This is a genomic window from Actinocrinis sp. (assembly GCF_035605935.1).
Lineage (GTDB): Bacteria > Actinomycetota > Actinomycetes > Streptomycetales > Catenulisporaceae > Actinocrinis.
In genome coordinates, this window is record NZ_DATNGK010000022.1 from 34,137 (window position 1) to 59,452 (window position 25,316).

The 25,316-nt window shown below is 67.8% G+C and carries 28 protein-coding genes and 2 tRNA genes; 16 read left to right on the top strand and 14 right to left on the bottom strand.

The window, feature by feature from the left end; genetic code table 11:
- Window positions 1-23: 23 nt before the first annotated feature.
- Window positions 24-338, bottom strand: coding sequence for a hypothetical protein (locus VN779_RS01875; protein WP_325719485.1), 315 nt, complete (start codon window positions 336-338; stop codon window positions 24-26).
- A 224-nt stretch (window positions 339-562) separates the two neighbouring features.
- Between VN779_RS01875 and rpsF the strand changes: the two genes are divergently transcribed.
- The 5 genes from rpsF to dnaB all read left to right on the top strand — a co-directional run bounded on the left by rpsF (window position 563) and on the right by dnaB (window position 4,020).
- Window positions 563-865, top strand: a complete 303-nt coding sequence (gene rpsF / locus VN779_RS01880; RefSeq protein ID WP_325719486.1) for a 30S ribosomal protein S6 — start codon at window positions 563-565, stop codon at window positions 863-865.
- 93 nt (window positions 866-958) lie between these two features.
- Window positions 959-1,522: a single-stranded DNA-binding protein gene (locus tag VN779_RS01885; protein ID WP_325719487.1), complete on the top strand. Its 564-nt coding sequence runs from the start codon at window positions 959-961 to the stop codon at window positions 1,520-1,522.
- A 32-nt stretch (window positions 1,523-1,554) separates the two neighbouring features.
- Entirely contained in the window at window positions 1,555-1,791 is a 237-nt protein-coding gene (rpsR, locus tag VN779_RS01890) for a 30S ribosomal protein S18 (RefSeq protein ID WP_211469144.1), read from the top strand.
- Between the two features lie 17 nt (window positions 1,792-1,808).
- Window positions 1,809-2,255, top strand: coding sequence for a 50S ribosomal protein L9 (rplI, locus tag VN779_RS01895; protein ID WP_325719488.1), 447 nt, complete (start codon window positions 1,809-1,811; stop codon window positions 2,253-2,255).
- Between the two features lie 337 nt (window positions 2,256-2,592).
- Window positions 2,593-4,020, top strand: a complete 1,428-nt coding sequence (gene dnaB / locus VN779_RS01900; protein WP_325719489.1) for a replicative DNA helicase — start codon at window positions 2,593-2,595, stop codon at window positions 4,018-4,020.
- On the opposite strand, the gene VN779_RS01905 is transcribed toward dnaB, so the two are convergent.
- The 4 genes from VN779_RS01905 to VN779_RS01920 all read right to left on the bottom strand — a co-directional run bounded on the left by VN779_RS01905 (window position 4,017) and on the right by VN779_RS01920 (window position 7,733).
- Complete coding sequence (locus tag VN779_RS01905) at window positions 4,017-5,210, bottom strand: M20 metallopeptidase family protein (RefSeq protein ID WP_325719490.1); 1,194 nt, start codon at window positions 5,208-5,210, stop codon at window positions 4,017-4,019. The genes dnaB and VN779_RS01905 overlap by 4 nt on opposite strands.
- A 194-nt stretch (window positions 5,211-5,404) precedes the next feature.
- Window positions 5,405-6,457, bottom strand: a complete 1,053-nt coding sequence (locus VN779_RS01910; RefSeq protein ID WP_325719491.1) for an ABC transporter permease subunit — start codon at window positions 6,455-6,457, stop codon at window positions 5,405-5,407.
- Window positions 6,454-7,347 carry an ABC transporter ATP-binding protein gene (locus VN779_RS01915; protein WP_325719492.1) on the bottom strand — a complete coding sequence of 298 codons (894 nt, stop codon included), beginning with the start codon at window positions 7,345-7,347 and terminating at the stop codon, window positions 6,454-6,456. Before VN779_RS01915 ends, VN779_RS01910 begins: the two co-directional genes overlap by 4 nt.
- Window positions 7,344-7,733 carry a GntR family transcriptional regulator gene (locus tag VN779_RS01920; RefSeq protein ID WP_325719493.1) on the bottom strand — a complete coding sequence of 130 codons (390 nt, stop codon included), beginning with the start codon at window positions 7,731-7,733 and terminating at the stop codon, window positions 7,344-7,346. Before VN779_RS01920 ends, VN779_RS01915 begins: the two co-directional genes overlap by 4 nt.
- A 92-nt stretch (window positions 7,734-7,825) precedes the next feature.
- Here VN779_RS01920 and VN779_RS01925 point away from each other — a divergent pair, with 92 nt between their 5' ends.
- Entirely contained in the window at window positions 7,826-8,143 is a 318-nt protein-coding gene (locus VN779_RS01925; protein ID WP_325719494.1) for a hypothetical protein, read from the top strand.
- Between the two features lie 48 nt (window positions 8,144-8,191).
- On the opposite strand, the gene VN779_RS01930 is transcribed toward VN779_RS01925, so the two are convergent.
- Together VN779_RS01930 and VN779_RS01935 are read right to left on the bottom strand one after the other, a co-directional pair.
- Window positions 8,192-8,842 (bottom strand): class I SAM-dependent methyltransferase, encoded by a 651-nt coding sequence (locus tag VN779_RS01930; RefSeq protein WP_325719496.1) that lies wholly within the window; start codon window positions 8,840-8,842, stop codon window positions 8,192-8,194.
- Window positions 8,833-9,339 (bottom strand): hypothetical protein, encoded by a 507-nt coding sequence (locus VN779_RS01935; RefSeq protein WP_325719498.1) that lies wholly within the window; start codon window positions 9,337-9,339, stop codon window positions 8,833-8,835. Before VN779_RS01935 ends, VN779_RS01930 begins: the two co-directional genes overlap by 10 nt.
- A gap of 174 nt (window positions 9,340-9,513) precedes the next feature.
- Between VN779_RS01935 and VN779_RS01940 the strand changes: the two genes are divergently transcribed.
- Window positions 9,514-10,830 (top strand): sensor histidine kinase, encoded by a 1,317-nt coding sequence (locus tag VN779_RS01940; RefSeq protein ID WP_325719500.1) that lies wholly within the window; start codon window positions 9,514-9,516, stop codon window positions 10,828-10,830.
- Window positions 10,818-11,480, top strand: a complete 663-nt coding sequence (locus VN779_RS01945) for a response regulator transcription factor (protein ID WP_325719502.1) — start codon at window positions 10,818-10,820, stop codon at window positions 11,478-11,480. The genes VN779_RS01940 and VN779_RS01945 overlap by 13 nt, the downstream gene beginning before the upstream one ends.
- A 180-nt stretch (window positions 11,481-11,660) precedes the next feature.
- Here VN779_RS01945 and VN779_RS01950 read toward each other — a convergent pair.
- Window positions 11,661-11,746: transfer RNA gene (locus VN779_RS01950), tRNA-Leu, on the bottom strand.
- A gap of 323 nt (window positions 11,747-12,069) precedes the next feature.
- Between VN779_RS01950 and VN779_RS01955 the strand changes: the two genes are divergently transcribed.
- From VN779_RS01955 to pknB, 6 genes are all read left to right on the top strand, one after another.
- On the top strand, window positions 12,070-12,906 hold the full coding sequence (locus VN779_RS01955; RefSeq protein ID WP_325719504.1) for a DUF3662 and FHA domain-containing protein: 837 nt from the start codon (window positions 12,070-12,072) through the stop codon (window positions 12,904-12,906).
- Window positions 12,907-13,038: 132 nt separating this feature from the next.
- Window positions 13,039-13,533, top strand: a complete 495-nt coding sequence (locus tag VN779_RS01960) for an FHA domain-containing protein FhaB/FipA (RefSeq protein WP_325719505.1) — start codon at window positions 13,039-13,041, stop codon at window positions 13,531-13,533.
- A 14-nt stretch (window positions 13,534-13,547) separates the two neighbouring features.
- Window positions 13,548-15,110, top strand: a complete 1,563-nt coding sequence (locus VN779_RS01965) for a PP2C family protein-serine/threonine phosphatase (RefSeq protein WP_325719507.1) — start codon at window positions 13,548-13,550, stop codon at window positions 15,108-15,110.
- Between the two features lie 63 nt (window positions 15,111-15,173).
- Window positions 15,174-16,586 carry an FtsW/RodA/SpoVE family cell cycle protein gene (locus tag VN779_RS01970; protein ID WP_325719509.1) on the top strand — a complete coding sequence of 471 codons (1,413 nt, stop codon included), beginning with the start codon at window positions 15,174-15,176 and terminating at the stop codon, window positions 16,584-16,586.
- Window positions 16,583-18,070: a penicillin-binding protein 2 gene (locus VN779_RS01975; RefSeq protein WP_325719511.1), complete on the top strand. Its 1,488-nt coding sequence runs from the start codon at window positions 16,583-16,585 to the stop codon at window positions 18,068-18,070. The genes VN779_RS01970 and VN779_RS01975 overlap by 4 nt, the downstream gene beginning before the upstream one ends.
- Window positions 18,071-18,326: 256 nt before the next feature.
- Window positions 18,327-20,237 carry a Stk1 family PASTA domain-containing Ser/Thr kinase gene (pknB, locus tag VN779_RS01980; RefSeq protein ID WP_325719513.1) on the top strand — a complete coding sequence of 637 codons (1,911 nt, stop codon included), beginning with the start codon at window positions 18,327-18,329 and terminating at the stop codon, window positions 20,235-20,237.
- Between the two features lie 12 nt (window positions 20,238-20,249).
- On the opposite strand, the gene VN779_RS01985 is transcribed toward pknB, so the two are convergent.
- Both VN779_RS01985 and VN779_RS01990 read right to left on the bottom strand, forming a co-directional pair.
- Window positions 20,250-20,897, bottom strand: a complete 648-nt coding sequence (locus tag VN779_RS01985; RefSeq protein ID WP_325719515.1) for an aminodeoxychorismate/anthranilate synthase component II — start codon at window positions 20,895-20,897, stop codon at window positions 20,250-20,252.
- Between the two features lie 46 nt (window positions 20,898-20,943).
- Entirely contained in the window at window positions 20,944-21,105 is a 162-nt protein-coding gene (locus VN779_RS01990; RefSeq protein ID WP_325719517.1) for a hypothetical protein, read from the bottom strand.
- A gap of 218 nt (window positions 21,106-21,323) precedes the next feature.
- Here VN779_RS01990 and VN779_RS01995 point away from each other — a divergent pair, with 218 nt between their 5' ends.
- The gene (locus tag VN779_RS01995) at window positions 21,324-21,569 is read left to right on the top strand and encodes a cell division protein CrgA (RefSeq protein ID WP_325719519.1); all 246 of its coding nucleotides are present in this window, start codon (window positions 21,324-21,326) and stop codon (window positions 21,567-21,569) included.
- A 183-nt stretch (window positions 21,570-21,752) separates the two neighbouring features.
- Here VN779_RS01995 and VN779_RS02000 read toward each other — a convergent pair whose 3' ends face one another.
- Together VN779_RS02000 and VN779_RS02005 are read right to left on the bottom strand one after the other, a co-directional pair.
- Window positions 21,753-22,592: a rhomboid family intramembrane serine protease gene (locus VN779_RS02000; RefSeq protein WP_325719521.1), complete on the bottom strand. Its 840-nt coding sequence runs from the start codon at window positions 22,590-22,592 to the stop codon at window positions 21,753-21,755.
- 198 nt (window positions 22,593-22,790) lie between these two features.
- On the bottom strand, window positions 22,791-23,333 hold the full coding sequence (locus tag VN779_RS02005; RefSeq protein ID WP_325719523.1) for a peptidylprolyl isomerase: 543 nt from the start codon (window positions 23,331-23,333) through the stop codon (window positions 22,791-22,793).
- A gap of 293 nt (window positions 23,334-23,626) precedes the next feature.
- Between VN779_RS02005 and VN779_RS02010 the strand changes: the two genes are divergently transcribed.
- A complete protein-coding gene (locus VN779_RS02010; RefSeq protein WP_325719524.1) occupies window positions 23,627-24,265 on the top strand; it encodes a DUF5324 family protein in 639 nt (212 codons plus the stop codon).
- Window positions 24,266-24,474: 209 nt separating this feature from the next.
- Here VN779_RS02010 and VN779_RS02015 read toward each other — a convergent pair whose 3' ends face one another.
- Entirely contained in the window at window positions 24,475-24,921 is a 447-nt protein-coding gene (locus VN779_RS02015) for a hypothetical protein (protein WP_325719525.1), read from the bottom strand.
- Window positions 24,922-25,027: 106 nt separating this feature from the next.
- Window positions 25,028-25,100 (bottom strand) — tRNA-Ala (locus VN779_RS02020).
- Between the last annotated feature and the right edge of the window lie 216 nt (window positions 25,101-25,316).

Genomic DNA, 25,316 nt, shown 5'->3' on the forward strand with positions numbered 1-25,316 from the left:
ACAGCCGTTGCTGTCAGTGGTCGTCAGTAGAGTCCACCGTGAGCGAGTCCGAACAGCAGACCGAGCCCGGAAAGGACGACCCCGGCGATGTTCACGAAACGCTCGGCCGTCGTCGCCGAGATCATCTGCGCCCAGAGGCCGGCGCCCATGCCGGCCAGACCGGCCCAGGAACCGAGGATGTGCATCGAAGGGAAGAAGGCGCAGACCGCGGCTACGATGCCGAGGATCGCGGTGAGCACGCTGCCGGTGTTCTCCAGCGGATGCCGCGCCCCATCGGTGTTGAGCGTGAACGTCAGGTGGTGCCGGTGGGCTTGCTCCGGGGAGATCGTGCGGGCCATCGGTGGCTCCTTCCTGCCTGCTGCGATGGGAAGTCACCCTTCCCACTGTCGCCGTTCCCACTGTCACCATCGATGCGTTGCCCGCCGATTTCAAGGGTGCGACGGCATCCGGGTAGACTTGCCCGAACCCGGTCTGTGCTCGCACCTGAGCACGGCCCGACGCATCACCCTCCTGTCGCGGAAAGTCCGCGACCGTTTTGAGTCCATAGGAGGTGGGTTTCCGCATGCGTCATTACGAAGTCATGGTCATCCTCGACCCGGACCTCGAAGAGCGTCAGATCGCTCCGTCGGTGGAGAACTTCCTGAACGTGATCCGCAGCAACGGCGGCACGGTCGAGAAGACCGACATCTGGGGCCGTCGCCGGCTCGCCTACGAGATCAAGAAGGGCGGCAAGAAGGTGTCCGAGGGCATCTACGCCGTCATCAACCTGAACGCCGAGCCCACGGTGGTGAAGGAGTTCGACCGCCAGCTCAACCTCAACGAGGGCGTGCTGCGGACCAAGGTCATCCGACCCGACCAGCGGTAAGTGTTCTTCCAACACCGAGCTGCGCCGGGCATGTGTCACCGTCGGGGCGGCCAGCCCCACAAGACCGCTAGCCCGAAAGGCGAGTAGAACCCCATGGCAGGCGAGACCGTCATCACCGTCGTCGGGAATCTGACCGACGACCCCGAGTTGCGCTTCACCCCGAGTGGCGCGGCGGTGGCCAGCTTCACCGTCGCCTCGACTCCGCGGACCTTCGACAAGGCCACCAACGAGTGGAAGGACGGCGACGCGCTGTTCCTGCGCTGCTCGATCTGGCGGCAGGCCGCGGAGAACGTGGCCGAGAGCCTGACGAAGGGCATGCGCGTGGTCGTGCAAGGCCGGCTGCGTCAGCGCTCCTACGAAACCCGCGAGGGTGAGAAGCGCACCGTGGTCGAGCTGGACGTCGAGGAGGTCGGCCCGTCGCTGAAGTACGCGACGGCGAAGGTCACCAAGGCGTCGCGCGGTGGCGGCGGCGGGTTCGGCGGCGGTGGCGACTCGCGCGGTGGCGGTGGCGGCGGCTGGGGCGGCCCGAGTGGCGGCTCCGGCGGCGGTGGCGGTGCGCCGTCCGGCGGTTCCGCTCCCCAGGACGACCCGTGGGCCTCCGGTGGAGGCTCCGGCGGCGGCTGGGGCGGCGGCTACTCGGATGAGCCCCCCTTCTAAATCTCGATTACGCAGGGAAACAGAGAGCGATCATGGCTAAGCCCCCCGTGCGCAAGCCCAAGAAGAAGGTTTGCGCTTTCTGCAAGGACAAGGTCACGTCCGTCGACTACAAGGACACGAACCTGCTGCGGAAGTACATTTCCGACCGCGGCAAGATCCGTGCCCGTCGGGTGACCGGCAACTGCACGCAGCACCAGCGTGACGTCGCCACGGCTGTCAAGAACAGCCGTGAGATGGCGCTGCTGCCGTACACCAGCACGGCGCGCTGAGGAAGGGCGGAACAACAATGAAGCTCATCCTCACGCACGAGGTCACCAACCTCGGCACTCCCGGCGACGTGGTAGAGGTCAAGGACGGCTACGGCCGCAACTACCTGCTGCCGCGTGGCTTCGCGATCTCGTGGAGCAAGGGCGCTGAGAAGCAGATCGAGACCATCCGCAAGGCCCGCAAGGCCCGCGAGGTGCGCGACCTGGGCCACGCCCAGGAGCTGAAGGCCGAGATCGAGGGCCTGACCGTCCGGCTGTCCAGCCGCGCGGGCAACTCCGGCCGGCTCTTCGGCGCCGTCACCGTCGCCGACATCGCCACCGCGGTGTCGAAGGCGGGCGGCCCGGCGCTGGACAAGCGGAAGATCGAGATCACCACGCCGATCAAGACGGTCGGCAGCCACAAGGTCTCCATCCGGCTGCACCCCGAGGTAGCGGCCACCATCGGTCTGACGATCGTCGCGGCCTGAGCCTCGGCTCAACCGCGCCGCGTCGCGCCGGGTACCGACACGGTGTCGGGTGCCGCCCTCCGCGGAGAGGCGGCACCCGACATTTTTTCTTCCACAGACGGTGGATAAGCGCTCGGCCGACCACCGCACCTCACAGGGTGAGCCGGTCGCGGAGCGTCAGTGTCCACAACCGGTTGTCCACCGCATACGCACAGGAAGAGCCCCGGTTTTCAACAGGAACGGCGCCGTTATCCCCAGGTTATCCACAACCTCTGTGGACGTGTCGCTCGCGCGCCGAGCGGCCCCGCCCGTACCGTAGACAGCCCGCACCGCCCGACCCGAGGAGGCGAGCCACCCAGTGTCCGCCTTCAACGGCCCGGATGGCGTTCCAGAGCCCCCGGATGAGGGCCCGCTCGATCCAGGCCCGGCCGGCTATGGCGGCGGTGGTGGCCGCTCATCGTACGATCGCACTCCGCCACAGGACCTTGCGGCCGAGCAGGGCGTGCTCGGCGGCATGCTGCTGTCCAAGGACGCGATCGCGGACGTCATCGACGTCATCAAGGGCCGGGACTTCTACAAGCCGGCCCACGAGCTGATCTTCGACTCGATCCTCGACCTCTACGGCCGGGGCGAACCGGCCGACGCCGTCACCGTCTCCGCGGAACTGACCAAGCGCGGCGAACTGGCCAGGATCGGCGGCGCACCGTACCTGCACACCCTGATGTCCTCGGTCCCGACTGCGGCGAACGCCGGCTACTACGCGGTGATCGTGCGAGAGCGGGCCATCCTGCGCCGCCTAGTCGAGGCCGGCACCCGCATCACGCAGATGGGTTACGCCACCGACGGCGCGGACCTCGACGAGATCGTCAACCGCGCCCAAGCGGAGATCTACGGAGTCACCGAGCAGCGGGCGGGTGAGGACTATGCCCCACTCGCTGACGTCATGGAGGGCGCGCTCGACGAGATCGAGTCGATCTCCAACCGGTCTGGCCAGATGACCGGCGTCCCCACCGGCTTCACGGACCTCGATCAGCTCACCAACGGCCTGCACGCCGGCCAGATGGTCATCATCGCGGCGCGCCCGGCGATCGGAAAGAGCACTTTGGGCCTCGACTTGGCCCGCTCCTGCTCGATCCGCAACGGCCTCACCAGTGTGATCTTCAGCCTGGAAATGGGCCGCAATGAGATCACCATGCGCCTGCTCTCCGCGGAGGCACGCGTCGCCCTGCACCACATGCGCGCCGGCACGATGACCGACGAGGACTGGTCCCGCCTCGCGCGGCGGATGGGCGAGGTCTCGGCGGCCCCGCTGTTCATCGACGACTCCCCCAACATGTCGATGATGGAGATCCGGGCCAAGTGCCGAAGGCTCAAGCAGCGGCACGACCTGCGCCTGGTGATCGTCGACTACCTCCAGCTGATGTCCGGCGGGGGCTCGCGCCGCCCGGAGAGCCGCCAGCAGGAGGTCTCCGAGATGTCCCGCGCGCTCAAGCTGCTGGCCAAGGAGCTGGAACTCCCGATCATCGCGATCGCCCAGCTCAACCGAGGCCCCGAGCAGCGCACCGACAAGCGCCCCATGATGTCCGACCTGCGTGAGTCCGGCTCGCTCGAGCAGGACGCCGACGTGGTCATCCTGCTGCACCGCGAGGACGCCTACGAGCGCGAGTCGCCGCGGGCCGGCGAGGCCGACCTGATCGTGGCCAAGCACCGTAACGGCCCCACCGCCACCATCACGGTCGCCTTCCAGGGCCACTACTCCCGCTTCGTGGACATGGCGCAGAGCTAACGCCCGCCCGACCGAGCCGCCAGCCGTTCGGTGAGCAAGCCGGCCATGGCACGCACGCCGAAGCCGATCGCCCGCTCGTCGGCAGCGAAGTCCGGGGTGTGCGGCGCGCCATTCATCCCCGACTCGGCGTTCGCGACGCCGAGGTAGAACTGTGCGCCCGGCGCCTCGTCCAGGAACAGCGCGAAATCCTCGCAGTTGAACGGCCAGGACGCCCCGGCCCACAGCACGGACTGCGATCCCAGCGCCCCACTCAAGTACCGGCCGGCCGCTGTGCTCAACTCGGCCGAGTTCACCATGGCGGGGAACGGGTCGCCTGGAAACTGGATCTGCCCACCCGCGGCCGCCGCGAGTTGCTCGACCTGCGCACGCAGTTGCGCAAACCGCTGCTGCGGCCAGACACGCAACAGTACGTTGACGACAAGCTGCCCGTCGGGCTCGCGCTCGGTCCAATGTGCGACGCACACGGATTCTTGAATCGACGCGGCGGTCTCGGGTTCCATCAACGCGCGGAAGCGCGCGTTGTACTCGGCGATACTCTGCGGGAAAGCGACGGTGCCGAGCGCCGACACCTCGGCTGTGAAGGCGGCCGCCACGTCGTCGCCGCCGGGCAGCACGATCCGGACATGGTCCATCCCGGGCAGGCCGTATCCCGGAGACACTCCGATGGTGCCGCAGGGAAACGGGCTGCAGTGCAGCGCATAGAATTCGCGCGGCGCGAGCTTTTGCACCACACCGCTTTCCAACATCGCGCGCGCACCCTGCAGCGGCTCCTCGGCCGGCTGGAAGACGAACACCAGCCGGCCGCGTACCGGCTCAGCGCCCGTAGCCAGCGCCCGGGCGACGCCGACGCCGATCGCGGTGTGCAAGTCGTGTCCACACAGGTGCGCGACGCCGGGGACGCGCGAGGCGAAACCCTCGTCGAAAACCCGGTCCGGACGTGGGAAAGGCAGCACGTTCGCGTTTGTATCCACGGCGTCCATGTCCGCCCGGTACGCGACCGTCGGGCCGTCCGCGGAACCGTCGAGTACCGCGACGATTCCGTGGCCGCCGACGCCGGTCGTCACCTCAAGCCCGGCCGCACGCAGCTGCTGCGCGACCAGCCCGGCCGTCTCCCGCTCCTCGCCAGCCAGCTCGGGACGGTGGTGGATCTCCCGGCGCAGTTCGATCAGTTCGTCGTCAAGATTCGTCACCGCTGAATCTTGCCCACAGCCCCCGACTCCGCGCACCGCTTTATCAGTCCGCTTGATTGGTCGAGGCGGGTTCCCGCAGATCCCTGACTACTTGCACTTCAAGAGACGCCGCAGGTCCCAGATGGTTGAAGCTCAGCCGAGGCCGGAGCCCGGACCGAAATCAGGGCCGGTCGTTTCTCAACCGTTCACCTCGTTCAGCCCAGCCGCCGGATACGCCGGAAGCAGAACGCGGCGAGCAGGGCGGCCAGAACGGCGTAGAGGGCGGTCTCGATCCATTGCAGCGGCCAGTAGCGATCAGCGGGCTGATAGGTGACGTTGACGTGCAGGTTGAGCGGCGCGAGGCAAGCCCCGAGGGGCGCGAAGGGCGCGTTACCGCTGCCCTTGATCGCGACCGGTCCTCGGCTGATCATCTGGTTCCAGCAAGTCAGGATTTCGCTGGTCTGGATCGGCTGGCCGGCGCTGTTCAAGGCTGGCGTCTGCGACAGGTTCCAGGAGCCGGGCGGCGCGGGCAGGTCGATGGTCACCGGGCCGGTCACCTCCCGGGCGCGGTCGAATCTCAGGGCCTGACTCATCGTGGTCTGATTGATCGGCACCGTGGTGACGATCGCGGGCATCACGTTCGGGCGGACCAGGACGGTCACGACGAGTTGAACGGCGATGAAGATCGCGAGGGTGGCGGCCATCGCGGGCAGGGTGCGCCGGAGCAGCAGGCCGAGGGTGACGCCGAGCGCGAAGGCGAAGGCGGCGTAGCCGAGCGGCACGACGTTGCGCGCGTTGAACGCCTGGGTGCCGAACCGGTTGCCGGACATGGTGTCGAGCGGGCTGGCCCACCACGTCATCAGGAGGCTGATGATTCCGGCGGCCGCGATGGAGGCCAGCGCGATGGCGGTGAGCTTGACTGCGAGCCAGCGGGTGCGGGTCACCGACTGGTTCCAGGTCATGTAGTGCGTGCCGCGCTCGAGTTCTCCGGCGATCAGCGGCGCGCCCCAGAAGATCCCGACCAGGCCCGGGGCAGCCAGCACGAGTAGCTCGAAGAGGTCGAGCGTGCCGTTGTAGTCGCTCTCCAGCCCGTTGAGCAGCCCCGCGCAGGTGTACTCGGCGCTTGAGGAGTGACAGGTGATCAGGTCAGCGCTGTAGGAATGCCGCAGCTGCGTCCCGGTGATCAGCAGGTAGACGGCTGCCGCGGCGAGGAGCGCGGCGGCCACCAGGGTCTGGGTCCGGAACTGACGCCAGGTCAGCCAGATCATCGGGTCACCTCCGAGTCCTGCCGCGCCGGGCGCACGGTGGCGGCGGTTTCCATGTAGGTCAGCACAAGGTCCTCCATGCTGAGGGATTCCGCGGCCCAATCCCCGACCGGCAGCGGAGCATCGGTGCGCACGACGAAGGTGCTCTGTCGATCGGTGTGCTCTGCCGAGACCACCTCCAGACCGGCCGGAAGTGTGTCGGGGTCACGTCGGGTGCACACGATGCGGTGATGCGCGGCGGTGATCTGATCGACCTCGCCGGCCAGGCGCACTCGGGAGGAGACGAGCACGATCAAGTAGTCGCAGACCCGCTCCAGGTCGGAGATCAGGTGCGAGGAGAGCACGACGCTGGTGTCGTTGTCCGCCACGGACTCCATCAGGTGCTTGAGGAATTCGCGGCGGGCGAGTGGGTCGAGACTGGCGACCGGCTCGTCGAGCAGGAGCAGTTCCGGCCGTTTGCCGGCCGCCACGGTCAGCGCGAGTTGCGCCCGCTGGCCGCCGGAGAGCTTCCCGGCCTTCTGCGCCGGGTCGAGGTCGAGCTGGGCGACGCGTCGTTCGGCGAAGTCCTGATCCCAGCGCGGATTGAGGTGCGCGCCGAGTCGCAGGTGGTCGGCGACGGACAGCTGCGGGTACACGGGGGCGTCCTGGGCGAGGAAGCCGACGCGGGCGAGTTGCTCGGGGCGCGAACCCGGCGCGTTGCCGAGAACGCGGATGCTTCCCGAGCTCGGGCTCAGCAGACCGCAGGCGAGTTTGAGCAGCGTGGACTTGCCCGCGCCGTTCGGGCCGACCAGGCCTACCACGTGCCCGGGCGGGATGTTCAAAGTGCAGTCGGTCAGCGCTTGGCGCCGGCCGTACCGCATGCCCAGCGCGTGGGCTTCCAGAATCGCGGTCATCTCTCCTCTTCGGCGGTGGCGCGGAACGTGCTGGTGAACAGCGCTTCGATCGCCGCCTCGGTCAGGCCCGCGCCGCGGGCCCGCTTCAGCCAGGCAGCCAGATCGTGGCGCAGCGGTTCGTGTTCGGTGAGCGAGGCCTGACTCAGGGTTCGGGTGACGAAGGTGCCGACCCCTGGCTTTGCCGCGACCAGGCCTTCGCGTTCAAGGTCCCGATACGCCTTGAGCACGGTGTTCGGGTTGATCGCGACCTTCGCCACGACCTGCTTGACCGTGGGCAGCTGGTCGCCCTCGGACAGCAGGCCGAGCAGCAGCGCCTGGCGTACCTGCTGGACGATCTGCAGGTACGGGGCGATGCCGGAGCGCGGGTCCAGATGGAACTCGATCACCGTGACCTCTATTCATCTAGTTCCCTAGTACAATAAGTCTTTGCCGCGGTCGGCTGTCAAGACCCAGAGCTGGCGGGGACGATCCGGACCGGGTGTTCGTGTTCTTCTTCGCCAAGGCCACGTCCGCGCAGCAGACCTTCGCCTGGCTCCAGAGCCAGTACGGTCCCTCCCGCATGCCGGGAAGCGGTATGACGATCACCAAAACCGCCAGGCACGGGCAGATCGGCGCTGCCCGGACAGACGCCGTAAACAAAAACTCGCTGGAGAGACCACCGGCCTCTTCAGCGAGTCATTTGCGCTACTTCAGCACCTATTTACATCTGGCACTTCAGTCAATGGTGCACCGACGAAAGTCGGGTGAGCTGGTTGAGCCAGGTCGTCGACGGCTGATTCTCCCGCGTTCGGATTGATTGTTTCCCAGGGTCGGGCTCGCCCCTGTTTGCTTGTCCAAGTATTCGTCAGGCCGCAGCGCAGGGGCGGAATCGGGCCAGATAGGCCATGCTCAGGCCGCGGCGGGCAGTCAGGTGCAGCCCCTGTGCGTCGGCCAGGCGGTGCAGCCGGCTGAACGGGATCCAATGCCGGTCGAAGAACTCGCCCACCACCAGCCGTCCGCCAGGTTTGAGCACGCGGGCGGTCGCGGCCAGCACCCGGCCCGGTTCGGGGATCTCGCCGAGCGCGGTCACCAGGTAGACCGCGTCGAAGGTCCGGTCTTCGAACGGCAGCTCGCGTGCGTCGGCGCGGTGCGGGTGGACGATGTCCAGCGCCTGCTCGGCAGCCCGGCTCATGACGTGGTCCAGCATTTCCTGCTGGATGTCCACGATGTCCAGCCGGCCCTCCGGGCCGAGCTGTGGCGCTATGTGCAGCGTCTGCAGGCCGGTGCCCGGGCCGAGTTCCAGCATCCGCTCGCCGCTCCGGGGCTGCAGGATCTGGTCCAGGTCTGCCTTGGCCAGGAACGGCAGTTGCAAGTCCAGCATTCGGCGTTGGGCGTAGGGATAGGGCGCCTGATCGGTCAACCACCAGGCGCCCGCCGCCAGGGCGGTCAGCCCGGCCGCGGCGGTCAGGCCGGTGCGTCGCGTGGCCAGGCGGGTTGCGGCGTGGGTCAGGGACATCTCTGCTCCTCCTGCGTGTCGGTTCCGGCAGTCTCGGTGGCCGATGGGAACGGCTGACGGATCAGCCGCAGCGCCAGCGCGATGCAGGCCAGGGCTATCGGGACCTCGGCGAAGGCGGCCATCGCGATCGCGGTGAGCAGTTCGTCGCCCGGTGCGGCAGAGGTCACGTCGAGCCAGGCGTCAGTCAGCAGGAGCACCGCGGTGGCGGTGGCGGCCAGGACACAGCGGTTGTCCGCGCGCAGCAGCAGTCGGCCGGTGGCGAACAGGGCCAGTGCCTCGCAGCTGTCCAGGCCCACCCAGGCCAGCGCCCAGTGGCCGTCGGTGGCGCTGGCTGGCAGGGTGAACGCGAGGTAGAGCAGCCATGGGATCATGGCCAGGCCAGCCGTGACGCATGCTCGACCGAGCCGGCTGTGCGTACCGCCGCGTGCCGGGCCGGGCGGATTACCCGACTGAACCGGGCATCGGAGCCGATCCGCCTGGTTCAGCGTGCCGAGCATGACAGTGGTCTCCTTGTCTCGCCGCCCGATCGTTCGGGCCGAGAACCACTCTGGCCGCCACCGGCCGGTGAATCAGTAGCGTGCCTTTCCGTCTTCGGGGTGGTGCTGGGTACAGCCGCACGCGGTAGGTAGCGACATGGACCCGCGGTGATCAGGCCTTATACGGTGAGCTCCATGAGCTCCGGCACCACCGGCACCGAATCGGGAGCGACAGGGCTCCGCAGCATCCTGGCCAGCCCGTGGGCTCGCCGAACCTGGCGCGATCTGGGGTTCACCGTCCTGTCCGCGGGTCTGAACCTGCTGCCCCTGCTCGTCATGGCGCTGCCATGGACCTTCTACGTGCCGACTTCGTTGCTGGCCGTGCTCACCTGCGTGTTCGTCTCGGTTGCGGCGGCGGTGGCGCTCTGCCCATGGCTGACGGTGCCGCGCAGGGCGTGCTTCTACGAGGTGCTCGGAGTGCGAATCCCGAGGCCGCCGACGCTCGAGCTGTCCCCGGCCTCCTCCGGCAGCGTGTGGTCGGCGCTTCGCGATCGCCTGCGCTCGCCGCGCACGTGGCGGCAGGCGTGCTACCACCTAGTCGTCGCCCCGGCGGTGAACCTGCTCGGCCTGCTCGCCGGCCTGCTCTGGGTCGCCGCGCTGATCGGTTTGGCGACGTCGGCGGTGCTCGCGCTGGCGACCGCCGTCGGCGTTTTCCACTACACGGGCCCGCGTCTCTGGGGCGGCGCGCTGATCTGGTTCATGCTGCTCAGCGTGGTGCTGATGTACGTGAGCCCGTGGATCGTCTCGGCAGCGGTGCGGATGGACACCCGGGCAGCCGCGGACCTGCTCGGCCCTAGCCGGGCGGAGAAGCTGGCGCAGCGGGTGGCGAAGCTGACCGAAAGCCGGGCCGCGACGGTCGACGCGGCCGACACCGAGCGCCGTCGGATCGAGCGTGACCTGCACGATGGCGCACAGCAACGTCTGGTCTCCCTGGCGATGAACCTCGGCCTGGCCCGGGCGACCTTGGCGCACGAGCTGTCCGAGCGGGCCCGCCAGGCGCTGCAGGAAGCGCACGAGGAGGCGAAGGAGGCACTGACCGAGCTGCGCGAACTGGTGCGCGGACTGCACCCGGTGGTACTCGAAGACCGCGGTCTGGACGCCGCGCTGACCGGGATCGCCGCCCGCTCCCCGGTGCCGGTACGGCTGAGCGTGGACGTGCCCCGCCGGATCTCGCCCACGGTGGAGGCGGTGGGGTACTTCATCGTCTCTGAGGCCCTGGCCAACGCGAACAAGCACGCCCGGGCCACGGCGGTGCAGGTGGACGTGCGACTGGACGGCCTGATGCTGCGGATCTCGATCACGGACGACGGGATCGGCGGCGCGGACGCGGGCCGGGGCACCGGCTTGACCGGGCTGGCGCAGCGGGCCGCCTCGGTGGACGGCAGCTTCGGGATAAGCAGCCCGCTCGGCGGACCGACGACGATTAAGGTGGACCTGCCATGCGAACTGTGATCGCCGAGGACTCGGTCCTGCTGCGCGCCGGACTGACCAAGCTGCTGGAAACCACCGGATTCGAGGTGGTGGCGGCGGTGCACGACGCGACCGCGCTGCTGGCCGCGGTGGAAAAGCACCGCCCGCAGCTGGTGATCGCGGACGTGCGAATGCCGCCGTCCTTCACCGACGAGGGCATCCGCGCGGCCCTGGTGATCCGACGCCAATGGCCGGAGGCGGCAATCATGGTGCTGTCGCAGTACGTCGAGGAGCGCTACGCCGCGGACCTGCTGGCCACCCAGACGACCGGTATCGGCTATCTCCTCAAGGACCGGGTCGCGGACCTGGACGTGTTCTTGGAGGCGCTGCGCCGGGTCGCTGCGGGCGGGACTGCTCTCGATCCGGAGGTGGTAGCCCAACTGCTACTGCGCCGCCAAGACCGCCCGACGGACTGGCTGACCGCCCGGGAGCGCGAAGTACTATCCCTGATGGCCGAAGGCCGCTCCAATGCCGGCATCGCCGAATGCCTGGTGGTCAGCGAGAGCGCGGTGGCCAAGCACATCAACAGCATCTTCACCAAGCTGGACCTGTCCCCGGCCGAAGGCGACCATCGGCGGGTCCTGGCAGTGCTGCGGTTCCTGGAAGGCGCGGGCGCCGCCGAGCGCAGCTGATTTGATTGTCTGCCGTGGGCTCTCGGCCCGGCTTCGCGAAACCGCGGTTCCGACTGAGCTCAAACACCCTCTCGCAGCGGTCCGCTGCGGACACCCCCGAAAACGAACTTGGCGATGACCATAAACACGGTCACCGCCAATTTGCGTCACTTCGGCACCCAACTTCCGTTGGTGCACCTTTGGTGCGCGAGGGGGGAGTTGAACCCCCACGCCCTTGCGGGCACTGGAACCTGAATCCAGCGCGTCTGCCATTCCGCCACTCGCGCGTAACGAGGATGACCATAGCAGTCGACCAGTCGGCGTCCCAAATCGTTTCGAGACGGTCGCATAGCGGGGACGCGTGGAATACGCGCCGCGGGGGAGGATGGTGGCGAACAGGTGACGTCCGTCCGGTCGGCGCAGATACGATCAGTGCCGGAACGTCAGCTTGACCTGCTTCGCACTCACTCTTACGAGCGCGGCGCTGCGGCGAACGCGCGCGCAATGAGAGAGTACGAGGTGCACACGTAACCGGCCCGGTCGACGGCCGCGGCGCGGAGCCGCGTGCAGCCACAGCCAGCGACCGCCTACACGCCTGAAGGGGGTGTCCGTGGGAGTTCTACAGCGCTTCGAGCGTCGCCTTGAGGGATTGGTCAACGGCGCCTTCGCGAAAGCCTTCAAGTCGGAGGTGCAGCCCGTCGAGATCGCCAGCGCGCTGCAACGCGAATGCGACGATCGCGCGGCGGTGGTCAGCCGCGGCCGCACCATGGTGCCGAACGACTTCACCGTCGAGCTCGGCGACCACGACTACGACCGGCTCACGACGTACGCCGCCCCGCTGTCCGCCGAGCTCGCCGATCTGGTTCAGGAGCATGGGCGCGACCAGCGCTACATGTTCGTCGGGCCGGTCGAGGTGAAGTTCGAGCGCGCTCCCGACCTGGCCACCGGCATGTTCCGGATCCGGTCGCAGGCGCTGGCAGGCGTTGTGCAGATGCCCGGTCCGGGGGGCCAAGGCGGCTACCAGGACCCTGCGGCAGGGTACGCGGCTTACAGCGGCGCACCGGGCTACCCACCTGCGGCGGGCGGCATGGGCGCGGGCGGTGTGGGAGCGCCCCCTCGGCCCGCTCCGGGCGGATTTCCGCCACCCGGCCCGCCGATGGGTGGTGCGGCGGCTCCCTCGTTCTGGGTCGAGATCAACGGCGTGCGGCATCCACTGAACCGTCCGGTGACGTCTATGGGTCGAGGTACTGATGTGGACCTGCGGGTCGACGACCCCTCGGTGTCCCGCAGACACGCCGAGATCCGCACCGGGACACCCTCGGTGATCTCCGATCTCGGCTCGACCAACGGCATCGTGGTGGACGACCAGCATGTGCGCCAGGCCCAACTGCGTGACGGATCGGTGATCCACCTGGGCAACACCACGATCGTCTTCCGTCAGGTCTGAACCGGACCGGGCATAGCCGACGTCAGTGCGGGCAATAGCGCGTGCCCGTACGAGGCCGGCGGCTATGGCGTATCCGGGGTCTCAGGGTACGGTGACCGCGCGGCAATCGCTTCGAGGAGTTAGTAAAGGACGATGACCGGTCTCACCCTCACCCTGATGAAGCTGGGGCTGCTGGTCGGCCTCTGGGTGTTCGTCCTGATCTCGATCGCGGTGATCCGCACCGATTTGTTCGGGGCGGCCAGTTCGCGCATCCGCGCCGCGCGGCCTTCGGCCCGACCGGTCTCCGGCGGCGTCCCGGTCGGTCAGGCGGCCGCCCGGCCGCGCCGCAGCGGCACCCCGACCAAGCTGCTGGTCACCTCCGGCTCGCTGGCGGGCACCAGCGTTCCGCTCGGATCGCAACAGATCACGCTCGGCCGCGCGCACGATTCCACTATCGTGCTCGACGACGACTTCGCTTCCAGCCGCCACGCCCGGATCTTCCCGGACTCCTCGGGTCAGTGGGTGGTGGAAGACATGGGCTCCACCAACGGCACGTACCTGGACCGGACCAAGCTCACCGGCCCCGCCCCGGTTCCCGTGGGCGTGCCGATCCGAATCGGCAAGACCGTCCTCGAGCTGCGGAAGTAGCGGAAGAAGCGTAGATGAGCCTGTCCCTGCGATATGCGGCCCGCTCCCACGTCGGCCTGATCCGCGACGGCAACGAGGACTCGGGTTACGCCGGACCGCGGCTGCTTGTGGTGGCCGACGGGATGGGCGGCCAGGCGGCCGGCGAGCTGGCCTCCTCCGTGGTGGTGCAGACCATCGCGCAACTGGACACCGCCGCGACGCCGCAGCCGCCTGCCGATCCGGTGCAGGCGCTGGCCGAGCGGATCAGCGAGGCGCACGAGCGGCTACACACGATCATCACGGACAACCCTCAACTTGAGGGGATGGGCACCACCCTCACCGCGTTCCTATTCAGCGAACACAGCGTGGCCTTCGCGCACATCGGCGACTCACGGGCATACCGGCTGCGCGGAGGCAGACTCGAACAGCTGACGGCGGATCACACCTGGGTACAGCGCCTGGTCGACGAGGGCCGGATCAGTGAGGAAGAGGCGGGGCACCACCCGCAGCGTTCCCTGCTGATGCGGGCGCTCGACGGGCGCGGCCAGGTCGCCGACGCCGACTTGGCCCCGACGGATATTCAAGCCGGGGATCGGTTGATGCTGTGCAGCGACGGGCTGTCCAGCTTCGTGTCCTTCGACACCCTCGAATCAACGCTCGCCGGATACGCTGACCCGCACCAGGCCGCGGAGTCGCTGATCCAACTGGCATTGCGCGCCGGCGGGCCGGACAACGTCACGTGCATCGTGGCCGACATCTTCGATCCGAGCGCACCTGGTGCCTCGCCGAACGCGGAGACTCAGTACATCGAGATGCCGGTGACGGTGGGCGCCGCCGCCGAGCACGCCGGTGGTGCCGGGCTGCCGTCTTTTGGCGCGCCGCCCGCGCCGGCGGCTGGGCCCGGCACGGGTCAGGCGCCGCGCAACACCGATGAGATCCCGGCTGACACACCTGCGGGCAGAGCGGCCCGGCTGCGTAAGCGGGACCGGCACGAGAAGCCCGCCGACGAAGCGGAAGGTCCCCAAGTAGGGGACTGGGCGCCTGATCCCAAACGGCGACGCTGGGTCAAACCCGTTGTCATCGCCGTGGGAGCGGTCGTGGTTGTGGTCGGCGGCTTGGGCGGCGGCGCGTACTACTGGACGCAACAGCAGTACTACGTTGCATCCGAAAACGGCAAAGTCGCCATCTACCAAGGCGTGAACACGTCCTTCGTCGGCTTCCACCTCTCGCACGTGTACTCGACCGACCCGCAGGTAACGGTGAGCACGCTGCCGACGGCCAGTCAGGAATGGGTGCGTAACACGATAACCGCGACCAGCCTGTCTGACGCCCAGTCGATCGTGCACACCCTGTCGGTGCTCGGCGCGGACTGCACCGCACTGACCACGGCCCCGAGCGCTTCGGTGAACCCGATGGCGTCCGCGAGCGTCTCTGCGTCTGCGACGGGTGCACCGACGGGGGCTGGAAGGCCGTCCACGACGGCGAGCAAGCCCGCGTCCCCAAGCCCGTCGCCCAGCGCGAGCATCGCCGAATCGAACCAACTGTCGGCGCAATGTCCCGGTGCTTCGGGCAATGCGTCCGGCAACGGGTCAAGCTGACGACGGCGATGGGCGAAAGCCGACCGCGGCGTCGGCGACCAGGATGACAGGAACGTGATGCGCATGACGAGTACGCCGTTGGCCGCCTCGGCGGCTCAGGCCCCCGCCGAGCCGCACGTTCCAAAGCGGCGCAACGTCGAGGCGATGCTGCTGCTGTTCGCGCTCGCCATCGCGATGTTCGCATACGCCGACGTCGGCAAGGCGATGACCGGCAAGACCCCGGGCAACCTGTTCGCGCTCGGCGCGGAGTTCGGCGTGGCGCTGCTGGCCGCGCACCTCGTGGTCCGCCGCTTCGCGCCCTACGCCGACCCGGTCATCCTGCCGGTCGCGGTGATGATCAACGGGCTCGGCCTGGTCATGATCTACCGGCTGGACCCCTACAACATCGCCAACAAGCTGGCTCCGAAGGGCGGGGCCGCGCCGAACCAGGCGATCTACACCGTGCTCGGTCTCGCCGTCTTCATCGTGATCGTGATCTTCCTGCGCGACCACCGAATTCTGCAGCGCTACGCCTACATCTCGGCGCTGGTCGGCCTCTTCCTGATCGCGCTGCCCGCGGTGCTGCCGGCCAGCATCTCCGAGGTGAACGGCGCGCGCAGCTGGATCAGGCTCGGCGGTTTCTCGGTGCAGCCGGCCGAGTTCGGCAAGCTGCTGCTCGTCAGCTTCTTCGCCGCCTACCTGCACGCGAAGCGGGACGCGCTGGCGCTGGCGAGCCGCCGGTTCCTCGGCCTTTACCTGCCCCGCGGCCGGGATCTCGGGCCGATCCTGGTCTGCTGGGCCTTCGCGATGCTGATCCTGATCCGGGAGACCGACCTCGGCGTCTCGCTGATGTTCTTCGGCGCGTTCGTGATCATGTTGTACATGGCCACCGAGCGCACCAGCTGGCTGATCTTCGGCCTGCTGCTGTTCGTCGGCGGCGCAGCGGCGGTGGCGAACATGTCCTCGCACGTGATGGTCCGCGTACACGCCTGGCTGCACCCGTTCTCCGACGTGACCGGCCAGACCCGGCAGCTCGCCCAGTCGCTCTACGCGTTCGCCAACGGCGGGCTGTTCGGCACCGGGCTCGGGCGCGGCTACTCGTATCAGATCGGCTTCGCCAACAACGCCGACTTCATGCTGGCGACCGTGGGTGAGGAACTCGGCTTGGTCGGGCTCACCGCGCTGTTCATCGCGTACGCGATCATCGTGGTACGCGGCGTGAAGACGGCGCTGCTGGTCCGGGACCCCTACGGCAAGCTGTTCGCCGCGGGTCTCGCGGCTACCTTCGCGCTCCAGGTCTTCATCACCGCGGGCGGGGTGACTCGCATCATCCCGCTGACCGGCCTGCCGATGCCGTTCCTGGCATACGGCGGCTCCGCGCTGATGGCCAACTGGATCCTGGTGGCGCTGCTGATCAAGATCTCCGACGCGGCCCGGCGCCCGCTGCCGCCCGCGATTCCGCTCAGCGACGAGATGACCCAGGTGGTGCAGGCGTGAACCGGCCGATCAAGAAGGTGGCGATCTTCTGTCTCGCCCTGTTCGCCGCCTTGTTCGTGAACGCGAACTACATTCAGTTCGTCAACGCGTCGTCGTATTCGGCGCACCCTGACAATCGCCGCAACCTGATCTACGCCTTTCAGAACCCGCGCGGCGAGATCATCGTGGACGGCAAGGCGATCGCCACCTCGACGCCGACTACCGGCACCCTGAAGTACCAGCGGCAGTACACGAACGGCCCGCTGTACGCCCAGGCGACCGGCTACTTCTCAGTGAACTACGGCTCCACCTCGATCGAGCACTACGAGAACTCGATTCTGCAGGGCACTGACTCGCGCCTGGCCACCCAGCAGTTCCTCAACACGATCGAGAACAAGGGCAAGAGCGGCGGCTCGGTGGTGCTCACCCTCAACGCCGCAGCGCAGCAGGCCGCGTACAACGGTCTGGCGAATGCCGGCGGCGGCAAGGAGATCGAGGGCGCCGTGGTCGCGCTGGACCCGAAGACCGGCGCGATCCTGGCGCTGGTCTCGGCTCCGTCCTTCGACCCGAACACGCTCGCCACGCACAACACCAAGGATGAGGCGAAGGCGGCGAACGCGCTGGCTGCCGACCCGCTGCAGCCGAACCTCGACCGGGCGCTGCTGCAGACCTACCCGCCGGGCTCGACCTTTAAGATCATCACCTCGGCCGCGGCGATGTCCAACGGGATCAACAACCAGCCGGTGGACGAGAACACCGTGATCCAGTCGCCGCTCAATGTGATCACCTTCCCGGACACCACCGCCACCCTGTCCAACGACGCCGGCGAGACCTGCGGCAACACCACGCTGATCCAGGCCTTCACCCAGTCTTGCAACACCGTCTACGGCACCGTCGGGCTCGACGTCGGCGGCGCGAAGTTGCAGGCCGAGGCGGAGAAGTGGGGCTTCAACCAGACCGGTCCCTCGGTGCCGATGACCGCGGCCTCCTCGGCCTTCCCGAAGAACGTGACCTTCGACGCATCGGTCGCGCAGTCCGCGATCGGCCAGTTCAACGTCCGCATGACCCCGCTGCAGGGCGCGCTGATGGCCGCGACGGTGGCGAACGGTGGCGTGATGATGGCGCCCTATCTGGTCAAGCAGGAGCTGGACACCAAGGGCAACGTGATGTCTACGACCGAGCCGAAGCAGCTGTACAACCCGATCACTTCCGACCAGGCCGGGCAGCTTCGGGACATGATGGTCTCGGTAGTGCAGAACGGCACGGGAACCGCGGCGCAGATCAACGGCGTCCAAGTCGCAGGCAAGACGGGCACCGCGCAACGAGGCGCCGGGCAGAACGCGCTGGCCTGGTTCGTTTCCTTCGCCCCGGCGAACGACCCGAAGGTCGCGGTCGCGGTGCTGGTGCAGGACAACCAACCGAACGCGGGTGACGTGTACGGGGGCACGCTGGCCGCGCCGATCGCTAAGGACGTGATTCAGGCGGTGCTCGGCTCGCAGAAGTGATCCGCGGTAAGCGGCCCGCGCCGGCAATCCGGCAAGGCCGATCCAGCTGGGGTGATCCGGCTCGGGTGAACCTTCCGGACACCCGGCTCGTGCTCCCCCGGCGCGCAGGTACGACGCCACTGCCGCCAAGCTCTACTGCGCGCCTCGCTCGCCGTGAAACAATCGCGCAGAGCACGTTTAAGACGGAACCCGGCGGATCGCCGCCTCCCGCGGGCACAAGGCCCGGCGGAACGGCGACAGGGGAAGGGCTGAACTGATGGAAGAGCCGCGTCGCCTGGGCAACAGGTACGAGCTCGGCGCGGTACTGGGTCGCGGCGGCATGGCCGAGGTGTTCATGGCGCGCGACATCAGGCTGGGCCGCGCGGTCGCGGTCAAGACGCTGCGCGCCGACATGGCGCGGGACGCGACGTTCCAGGCCCGTTTCCGCCGCGAAGCGCAGTCCGCCGCATCACTCAACCACCCGGCGATCGTCGCGGTGTACGACACCGGCGAGGACTACATCGGCGGCGTGTCGCTGCCTTACATCGTCATGGAGTATGTGGACGGCTCCACGTTGCGCGATCTGCTGCACTCCGGCCGGCGACTGCTGCCGGAGCGCGCGATGGAGATCACCTCGGGCGTGCTTCAGGCGCTGGACTACAGTCACCGCAACGGGATCATCCACCGCGACATCAAGCCAGCCAACGTGATGCTGACCCGGGCCGGCGCGGTGAAGGTGATGGACTTCGGCATCGCGCGGGCCATGGGCGACCAGGGCATGACGATGACGCAGACCTCTGCGGTCATTGGCACGGCGCAGTACCTCTCCCCCGAGCAGGCCAAGGGCGAGACCGTCGATGCCCGTTCTGACCTGTACTCGACCGGCTGCCTACTGTACGAACTGCTCACCGGCCGACCGCCGTTCGTCGGCGATTCGCCGGTCGCGGTGGCGTATCAGCACGTGCGAGAGGCACCGCTGCCGCCGTCGCACCACGACCCCGAGGTGCCCGCGGTCGCCGACGCGATCGTGCTCAAGTCGCTGGGCAAGCACCCCGACGAGCGTTACCAGTCGGCCGATGAGATGCGTGCGGACATCGAGCGCGCGCTCGATGGACGCCCGATCGCCGCCGCACCGACGCTCATGGCGGGCTATGGCGCCGCGAACGCGCCGACGCAGGTGGTGTCGAGCGCAGCCGGCTACGGCGGCCAGACCACGGCTGGGTACGGACCGCCGACGCGTTATCAGCCAACGCAGTATCAGCCGTCCTTCGAAGACGCTCCGCCGGAAGACGCGGTCCGTCGCCGCGGGGACTCGGCGGGCGCAGGCGGCGGCCGCAACAAGAAGTCAGACAAGACCGGGTACATCATCCTGGCCGTCGTCGCCGTGATCGCAGTCGTGCTCGCCGTCGTGGTGTTCAACAAACTGCTCGGCGGCAGCGGGTCGAGCAGCAAGACCACGGCGGTGCCGCCGATCACGGGCAAGACCGTCGCACAGGCGCAGCAGGTGCTATCGGCGAACGGGTTGAAGCTTGGCAGCAACACCTGCACCGGCGACGCGGCGAACAGCGACACCGTTCCGGCCGGTCAGATCATCTCGCAAAATCCGCAAAGTGGTGCGTCCGCGCAGTCCAACTCCACGGTGAGCTACTGCCTGTCCGCCGGCGCGCAGCAGAAGACGCTGCCGGGCAAGGACGCGCTGAACACCAACAGCAAGGACACGGTGGAGAAGACGTTGCGCAGCAACGGCTTCAACAACTTGTCGGACCAGAGTCAGGCGAGCAACACCGTTCCGGCCGGCAACGTGATCGACCTGCAGGACGGCAACGGCAAGTCGCTGGCCGGGCAAGCCGTTCCGCTGAATACGCAGATCACGGTGGTCGTCTCCAGCGGTCCCGGCAACGCGACGGTGCCGTCGGTCATCAACCAGTCCTGTGTTCAGGCACTGCAGACCGTTCAGGGCGCTGGGTTCCAGACGCAGCAGGTCATGCAGTTCAGCAATGACGTGCAGAGCAACAACGCGATCGGAACCGATCCCGGTGCCAATGTGCAGGCCGGGAAGGGCAGTTTGGTAAAGGTGTTCTGCTCGAACGGTCCCTCGCCGGCCCCGTCGGCGTCGAGCAGCCCGTCGCCGAGCGCCTCGGCGTCCGGTGGCGGAGGCCTCCTCGGCGGTGGCGGCGGAAACGGCTGACGGCGAGCCGCGCTAGCGGCTGACCGTCTCGGACGGCCTCGTACCCACGACGGGCGCGAGGCCGTCCGAGCGTTTGACGGCTTCGGCGTCGCCGCAGACGGCCAGCCAGTTGGCCAGCATCCGGTGGCCGCCTTCGGTCAGCACGGATTCGGGGTGGAACTGCACTGCCTCGATCGGCAAGTTCGCGTGCCGAACGCCCATGATCACATCCGTGTCGGTGCGGGCGGTCACGAGGAGCTCTTCGGGCAGCGAGCCGGGCTGAATCGCGAGCGAGTGATAGCGCGTGGCGGTGAAGGGGTCTTTCAACCCGGCGAAGACGCCGGCGCCGTCGTGCGCCACCAGGCTGGTCTTGCCGTGCAGGAGTTCGGGAGCGCGTTCCACGACGCCGCCGAACGCGACCGCGATCGATTGAAGGCCGAGGCAGACGCCGAACAGCGGCTTGCCGATCTCGGCGCAATGCCGAGCCATCGCCACGCAGATGCCGGCTTCCTCGGGGGTGCCAGGTCCCGGCGACAGCAATACGCCGTCGTATTGGTCGGCTTCATCGACGGTGACGGCGTCGTTGCGACGCACCTCGCACTCGGCGTCCAGCTGGTACAGGTACTGGACCAGATTGAATACGAAGGAGTCGTAGTTATCGACCACCAAGATGCGCGCCATGGGGCCAGCGTAGCCGCCCGAGCGTGGCACCCGGTTTCCGCGGTGACTACTGGGAGAGCGACCCGTTCCCCGAGAACGGCAGCTGCGGCTCCAGCCATGGAAAGACGAACTGGAACAGCACGAAGACGACGACGGCGAACAGGATGAGCGCCCAAAGGACGCGCACCCACAGCACTCCCGGCAGATGCCGCCAGATCCACGCGTACACGCGCCGTTCGCTGCCTTTCCGCAGTCCTGCACTCGAATGGTAATGCTGCGTAGCATCACTGTGACGCCGAGCTACCTTACTGCTTGTTTTCCTTAGAACCGGCCGACACGCCGCAGGTGAGACTGAGAATGCGCCGCGGCCGCTGTTGCCGCGAGCCGCGCACGGCTACGCTATGGGTGCCGTACCGCTGTCGGTGAGTCAGTGAGCAGGAGAATTCCGTGCCGAAGTCGAAGACTCGGGAGAAGGTGGCCTACACACCACCCGAGCAGAGGGTTCAGAAGATCAAGGTCGAGTCGTCGGCCTGGGTGGCCCGGTTCATGGTCGGGTTCTTCGTGATCGGCCTGGCCTGGATCGTCTCGTATTACCTCAACCTGCAGTGGATCGCGAACCTCGGCGCCTGGAACGTGGTCATCGGGTTCGCCTTCATCGCGGCCGGCTTCGTCACCTCGACCCGCTGGCGTTAACGCCGCGGCAGGCGGGCAAGCTCCAGCCGGGCCCGACCGCAGTTTTAGGGTGAACGCGCAGGCAGCAGGGTTATCCACAGGTTCTGGACACAGTTCTCCACAGGTTATCCACAGTGTGGAAAAGTTCAGACGATCTGTGGATAACCCTTGGTGATCAGCATTCTGCGAGCCGCGGTCGAAGTGCTACCCCAGCAGGCTGATCCAGCCTCCGTCGAAGACGTTCGCCCCGACCTGCGCGTGCAGCTGCGAGGTGTGGACAAGCACGATGATCACCGCGACCAGCAGCACCGCCGAACCGGTCGCGGTCGGAATGACGTTCTGCGGGTTCTTGAACCAGGCGATGACCGTGCGCGGCCTCGGCGCGTAAGCCAGCGCGACGCCGAGGATCAGCCCCGCGACCAGACCACCCACGTGAGCTTCCCAGCTGATCCCGCTCACGCTGAAGCTGAACACCAGGTTCAGCACGATCACGGTGATGACCGGCTGCATGTTGAGTCGCTCCCGGTACGCGAGCACCGCCAGCACGCCCAGCAGTCCGAAGATCGCACCGGATGCGCCCAGGCTCGAACCGTAGGGCTGCAACGAGGCGTATGACGCCGCCGAGCCGGCGATTCCACATGTGAAGTAGGTCAGCAAATAGCGCGTACGCCCAAGCCGGGTTTCCACAGGCACGCCGATCCACCACAGCGACAGCATGTTCATGCCGAGGTGAATCCAGCTCACGTGGACGAACATCGAGCTGACCAGTCGGTACCAGTCGCCGTATGCGACTCCTATATGCCCGGCGTGGGGCAGCGAGGAGATCTGCGGCGTCATCGCCTCCAGATCCATCCGGTGCGTAAACGCCGCGCCGACGACCTGCTGCAAGGCGAACATCACGATGCACACGCCGATCAGCGCGATGGTGACGACACCCTGGCGGGAGTGATGCTTCCCGCCCGCGATCGTGCGAACCTCACGCACCTCGCGGTTGCCACCGCGCACGCACTCAGGGCACTGGAAGCCGACAGGCGCCGGCACCATGCAGTCAGTGCAGATCGATCGCTCGCAATGGGAACAGCGCAGGTACGTCTCGCGGTCGGCATGCCGGAAACACACCGGCGGACCCGACACGGCGCCGGCGCCGGAGGTCGTCGTCGGCAGCTCGTCGGACGGCATTGTCACGGTCCAATCCCCGATTAAGGCGAAGCCGGGTTGGCGATCAGCCGCGCTGATCGCCGCTCAGGAGGCGCGGCGCTCGATCACCACGGACTCGAGAACCACGTCGTCGACCGGCCGGTCGAGCCGCCCGGTCTTCACGTTGGAGATGGTGTCGACCACCTTGCGGCTCGCCTCGTCGGCGACCTCGCCGAAGATGGTGTGCTTGCCGTTGAGCCAGGTGGTCTCGCCGACGGTGATGAAGAATTGCGATCCGTTGGTTCCCCGCCCGGCCTGCTTTCCGGCGTTGGCCATGGCTAGCAGGTAAGGCTTGTTGAAGCCGAGTTCCGGGTGGATCTCGTCGTCGAAGCGGTAACCGGGGCCACCGGTGCCCTGCCCGAGCGGGTCGCCGCCCTGGAGCATGAAGCCGGGGATGATGCGGTGAAAGATGGTGCCGTCATACAGCTTCGCGGTCGTCTTCTGCCCGGTCCGCGGGTCGAGCCACTCCCGGCCGCCCTCGGCCAGCTCCACGAAGTTACGCACCGTCTTGGGCGCGTGGTTCGGGAACAAGCGCACGGTGATGTCCCCGTGCGTGGTCTTGAGTACGGCGTAAGTCTCCTCGGCCATGACGGCCCTCGCTTCCATCGCTCGCTGCGTTGCGGAACGCCCCCCGGTTCCCGCCCTCGGCCCGCGTGAGCGGGCCGGTGCATGTCCTTGCACATCCTCCCACGCGCCGCCGGTTCACTGCGCCGTGGTAGCTGATCCGTATCAATCCCGCATCCGGACCGAGGACATCCCGGTGACGTTGTCCTGATACGCCGGGAAAGTCCTTCTCCTAACGGCGCAATCCGCGCATAGTCATAGCGGTCCAGGGAAGGCGGGAGGGGTCCAACCGACGGAAGGGTGAAGGGCGAGCCGTGATGAAGACGAGCCATTCCAAGCCGCTGGAACGCGGTGCCGTTCAGCCGTGGTTCCGCGACCAATATCAGACGCTGCGCACCGAGGCGGGTCCTCGGCTGGAGCACGCGCGCGCGGCCGTGGTGCCCGTCCTCGCGGATGCGTCGCACAAGGTCCGTGACGAGTTGGTACCCAAGGTCCGCGATGAACTGGTGCCGAAGGTCCGCGACGAGTTCGTGCCGGCGACCGTGCAGTTCTCCTCGCGGGTAGCCGACGAGGCGATGCAGCGTTCTGCGCCACTGCGCGCCGAACTGTCCGACCGGGCCAATGCGGCGCTCGCAGCCGCACGTGGGCAGGTAACCACGGCTCAGATCGAGCAGCTCAACCGAGGCCGCCGCCGCGGCCACCGCAAGCTGTGGCTGATCGGCGGAGCCGCGGCGGCCGGCGCGGCGCTCGGCACGGCGGCGGTGCTCTGGCAGCGCTCGCGCGAGCAGGCCTGGGTCGAGGACGACGCGGTCAACGCCGCGCTCAGCACGAACGACGCCGAGATCAAGCAGATGGACGGAGTCGATCGTGACGACCCGTCAGATCCCGATGGTGGCATCGGCGGTAACGCGGACTCGTCATCGAGCGCGCCGGGCCGCCACAGCGGTAAGCGCTGACTTCCTCGGCTGATCCGCACGCATCCGGCCACGCACTAGGCGCCGGGTTCCAGACGCCAGACGCCAGGCACGGAGACTCCCCACCGACTGCGGTGGGGAGTCTCCGTGCTACCTGCCCTGCCCTCACCCCAGAGTCCTTGCCCTGGAAAGCCTTCCGCGCCCGACGGCGACGCGAGGTACCGACTAAGGCCAGCGTCGGCCGTTAGTCACTACAGCGTCCACTGGCAGTACAAGTGCATGTCAGCTGCTCGAGCGCGTCGAGCCAAGCCGGCGAGAGCCGCCAACACACCGGCCGCCGCTTGTGCGTCGACTCCGGCCATCCTCAGTTCCTCAGTCAGCGACCACTGCTCGGCGACACGGATCACGTCGTCTTTCGTCGCGGCGGCAAGCAGCTCCCGCAGGGTGTCCGACACGCTCATCACAAGCGCGCTCTCGGCTTCCGGTGAAGAGAGCAACTGCCCACAGCGCGGGCGCTGCAAGGCCTCCTCATAACTACAGCCGGCCATGATCGCCTCGAGCCGAGCCATGCAGACGACCGGATCGATGTTCTTGAGGTAGACCACGTCGAGCGAGGCCGATCCGGCTCCACCAGGAGTTTGGAGCACGGCAACCGCGGCCTCGTCATCAGCGGCGGAGAAGTAGTCACACATGGGCATGGCGCTGATCCTGACATCCGCCACCGACAGCTCGGCGCGAAGCTCGCGCTCAAAATGATCGAACAAAAGACCCCTCACCTTGATCGGTGAGGGGTCTTTGTGCTTGTGGAGCCAAGGGGACTTGAACCCCTAACCCCCGCCTTGCAAAGGCGGTGCTCTGCCAGTTGAGCTATGGCCCCGCGGTGCGGCGCTGCCGACGGAACGGGAGGGTCCGGGTGCACCGGGCCGTTTCGCGCGCTGCGATCCTACTGTGACGCGATCTTACCGGCACGGCGTGATGCGCGCTGGTGGATTTCGGCCGGTGCATGGACCGCCGCTTCGCTCAGCCTCGGCCCTGGACGCCGTCTCCGGGACGCCGGGGCGCCGTCAGGTCGTCAGGCCGCGCCGGGTCAGTT

Bases quoted from the DNA above. Each gene is read 5' to 3' on its own strand.
- VN779_RS01875 (WP_325719485.1), bottom strand. From the start codon at position 338: ATGGCCCGCACGATCTCCCCGGAGCAAGCCCACCGGCACCACCTGACG.
- rpsF (WP_325719486.1), top strand. From the start codon at position 563: ATGCGTCATTACGAAGTCATGGTCATCCTCGACCCGGACCTCGAAGAG.
- VN779_RS01885 (WP_325719487.1), top strand. From the start codon at position 959: ATGGCAGGCGAGACCGTCATCACCGTCGTCGGGAATCTGACCGACGAC.
- rpsR (WP_211469144.1), top strand. From the start codon at position 1,555: ATGGCTAAGCCCCCCGTGCGCAAGCCCAAGAAGAAGGTTTGCGCTTTC.
- rplI (WP_325719488.1), top strand. From the start codon at position 1,809: ATGAAGCTCATCCTCACGCACGAGGTCACCAACCTCGGCACTCCCGGC.
- VN779_RS01910 (WP_325719491.1), bottom strand. From the start codon at position 6,457: ATGATCTGGCTGACCTGGCGTCAGTTCCGGACCCAGACCCTGGTGGCC.
- VN779_RS01915 (WP_325719492.1), bottom strand. From the start codon at position 7,347: ATGACCGCGATTCTGGAAGCCCACGCGCTGGGCATGCGGTACGGCCGG.
- VN779_RS01930 (WP_325719496.1), bottom strand. From the start codon at position 8,842: ATGTCCCTGACCCACGCCGCAACCCGCCTGGCCACGCGACGCACCGGC.
- VN779_RS01935 (WP_325719498.1), bottom strand. From the start codon at position 9,339: ATGCTCGGCACGCTGAACCAGGCGGATCGGCTCCGATGCCCGGTTCAG.
- VN779_RS01940 (WP_325719500.1), top strand. From the start codon at position 9,514: ATGAGCTCCGGCACCACCGGCACCGAATCGGGAGCGACAGGGCTCCGC.
- VN779_RS01945 (WP_325719502.1), top strand. From the start codon at position 10,818: ATGCGAACTGTGATCGCCGAGGACTCGGTCCTGCTGCGCGCCGGACTG.
- VN779_RS01960 (WP_325719505.1), top strand. From the start codon at position 13,039: ATGACCGGTCTCACCCTCACCCTGATGAAGCTGGGGCTGCTGGTCGGC.
- VN779_RS01965 (WP_325719507.1), top strand. From the start codon at position 13,548: ATGAGCCTGTCCCTGCGATATGCGGCCCGCTCCCACGTCGGCCTGATC.
- VN779_RS01970 (WP_325719509.1), top strand. From the start codon at position 15,174: ATGACGAGTACGCCGTTGGCCGCCTCGGCGGCTCAGGCCCCCGCCGAG.
- pknB (WP_325719513.1), top strand. From the start codon at position 18,327: ATGGAAGAGCCGCGTCGCCTGGGCAACAGGTACGAGCTCGGCGCGGTA.
- VN779_RS01985 (WP_325719515.1), bottom strand. From the start codon at position 20,897: ATGGCGCGCATCTTGGTGGTCGATAACTACGACTCCTTCGTATTCAAT.
- VN779_RS02000 (WP_325719521.1), bottom strand. From the start codon at position 22,592: ATGGTGCCGGCGCCTGTCGGCTTCCAGTGCCCTGAGTGCGTGCGCGGT.
- VN779_RS02005 (WP_325719523.1), bottom strand. From the start codon at position 23,333: ATGGCCGAGGAGACTTACGCCGTACTCAAGACCACGCACGGGGACATC.
- VN779_RS02010 (WP_325719524.1), top strand. From the start codon at position 23,627: ATGAAGACGAGCCATTCCAAGCCGCTGGAACGCGGTGCCGTTCAGCCG.
- VN779_RS02015 (WP_325719525.1), bottom strand. From the start codon at position 24,921: ATGCCCATGTGTGACTACTTCTCCGCCGCTGATGACGAGGCCGCGGTT.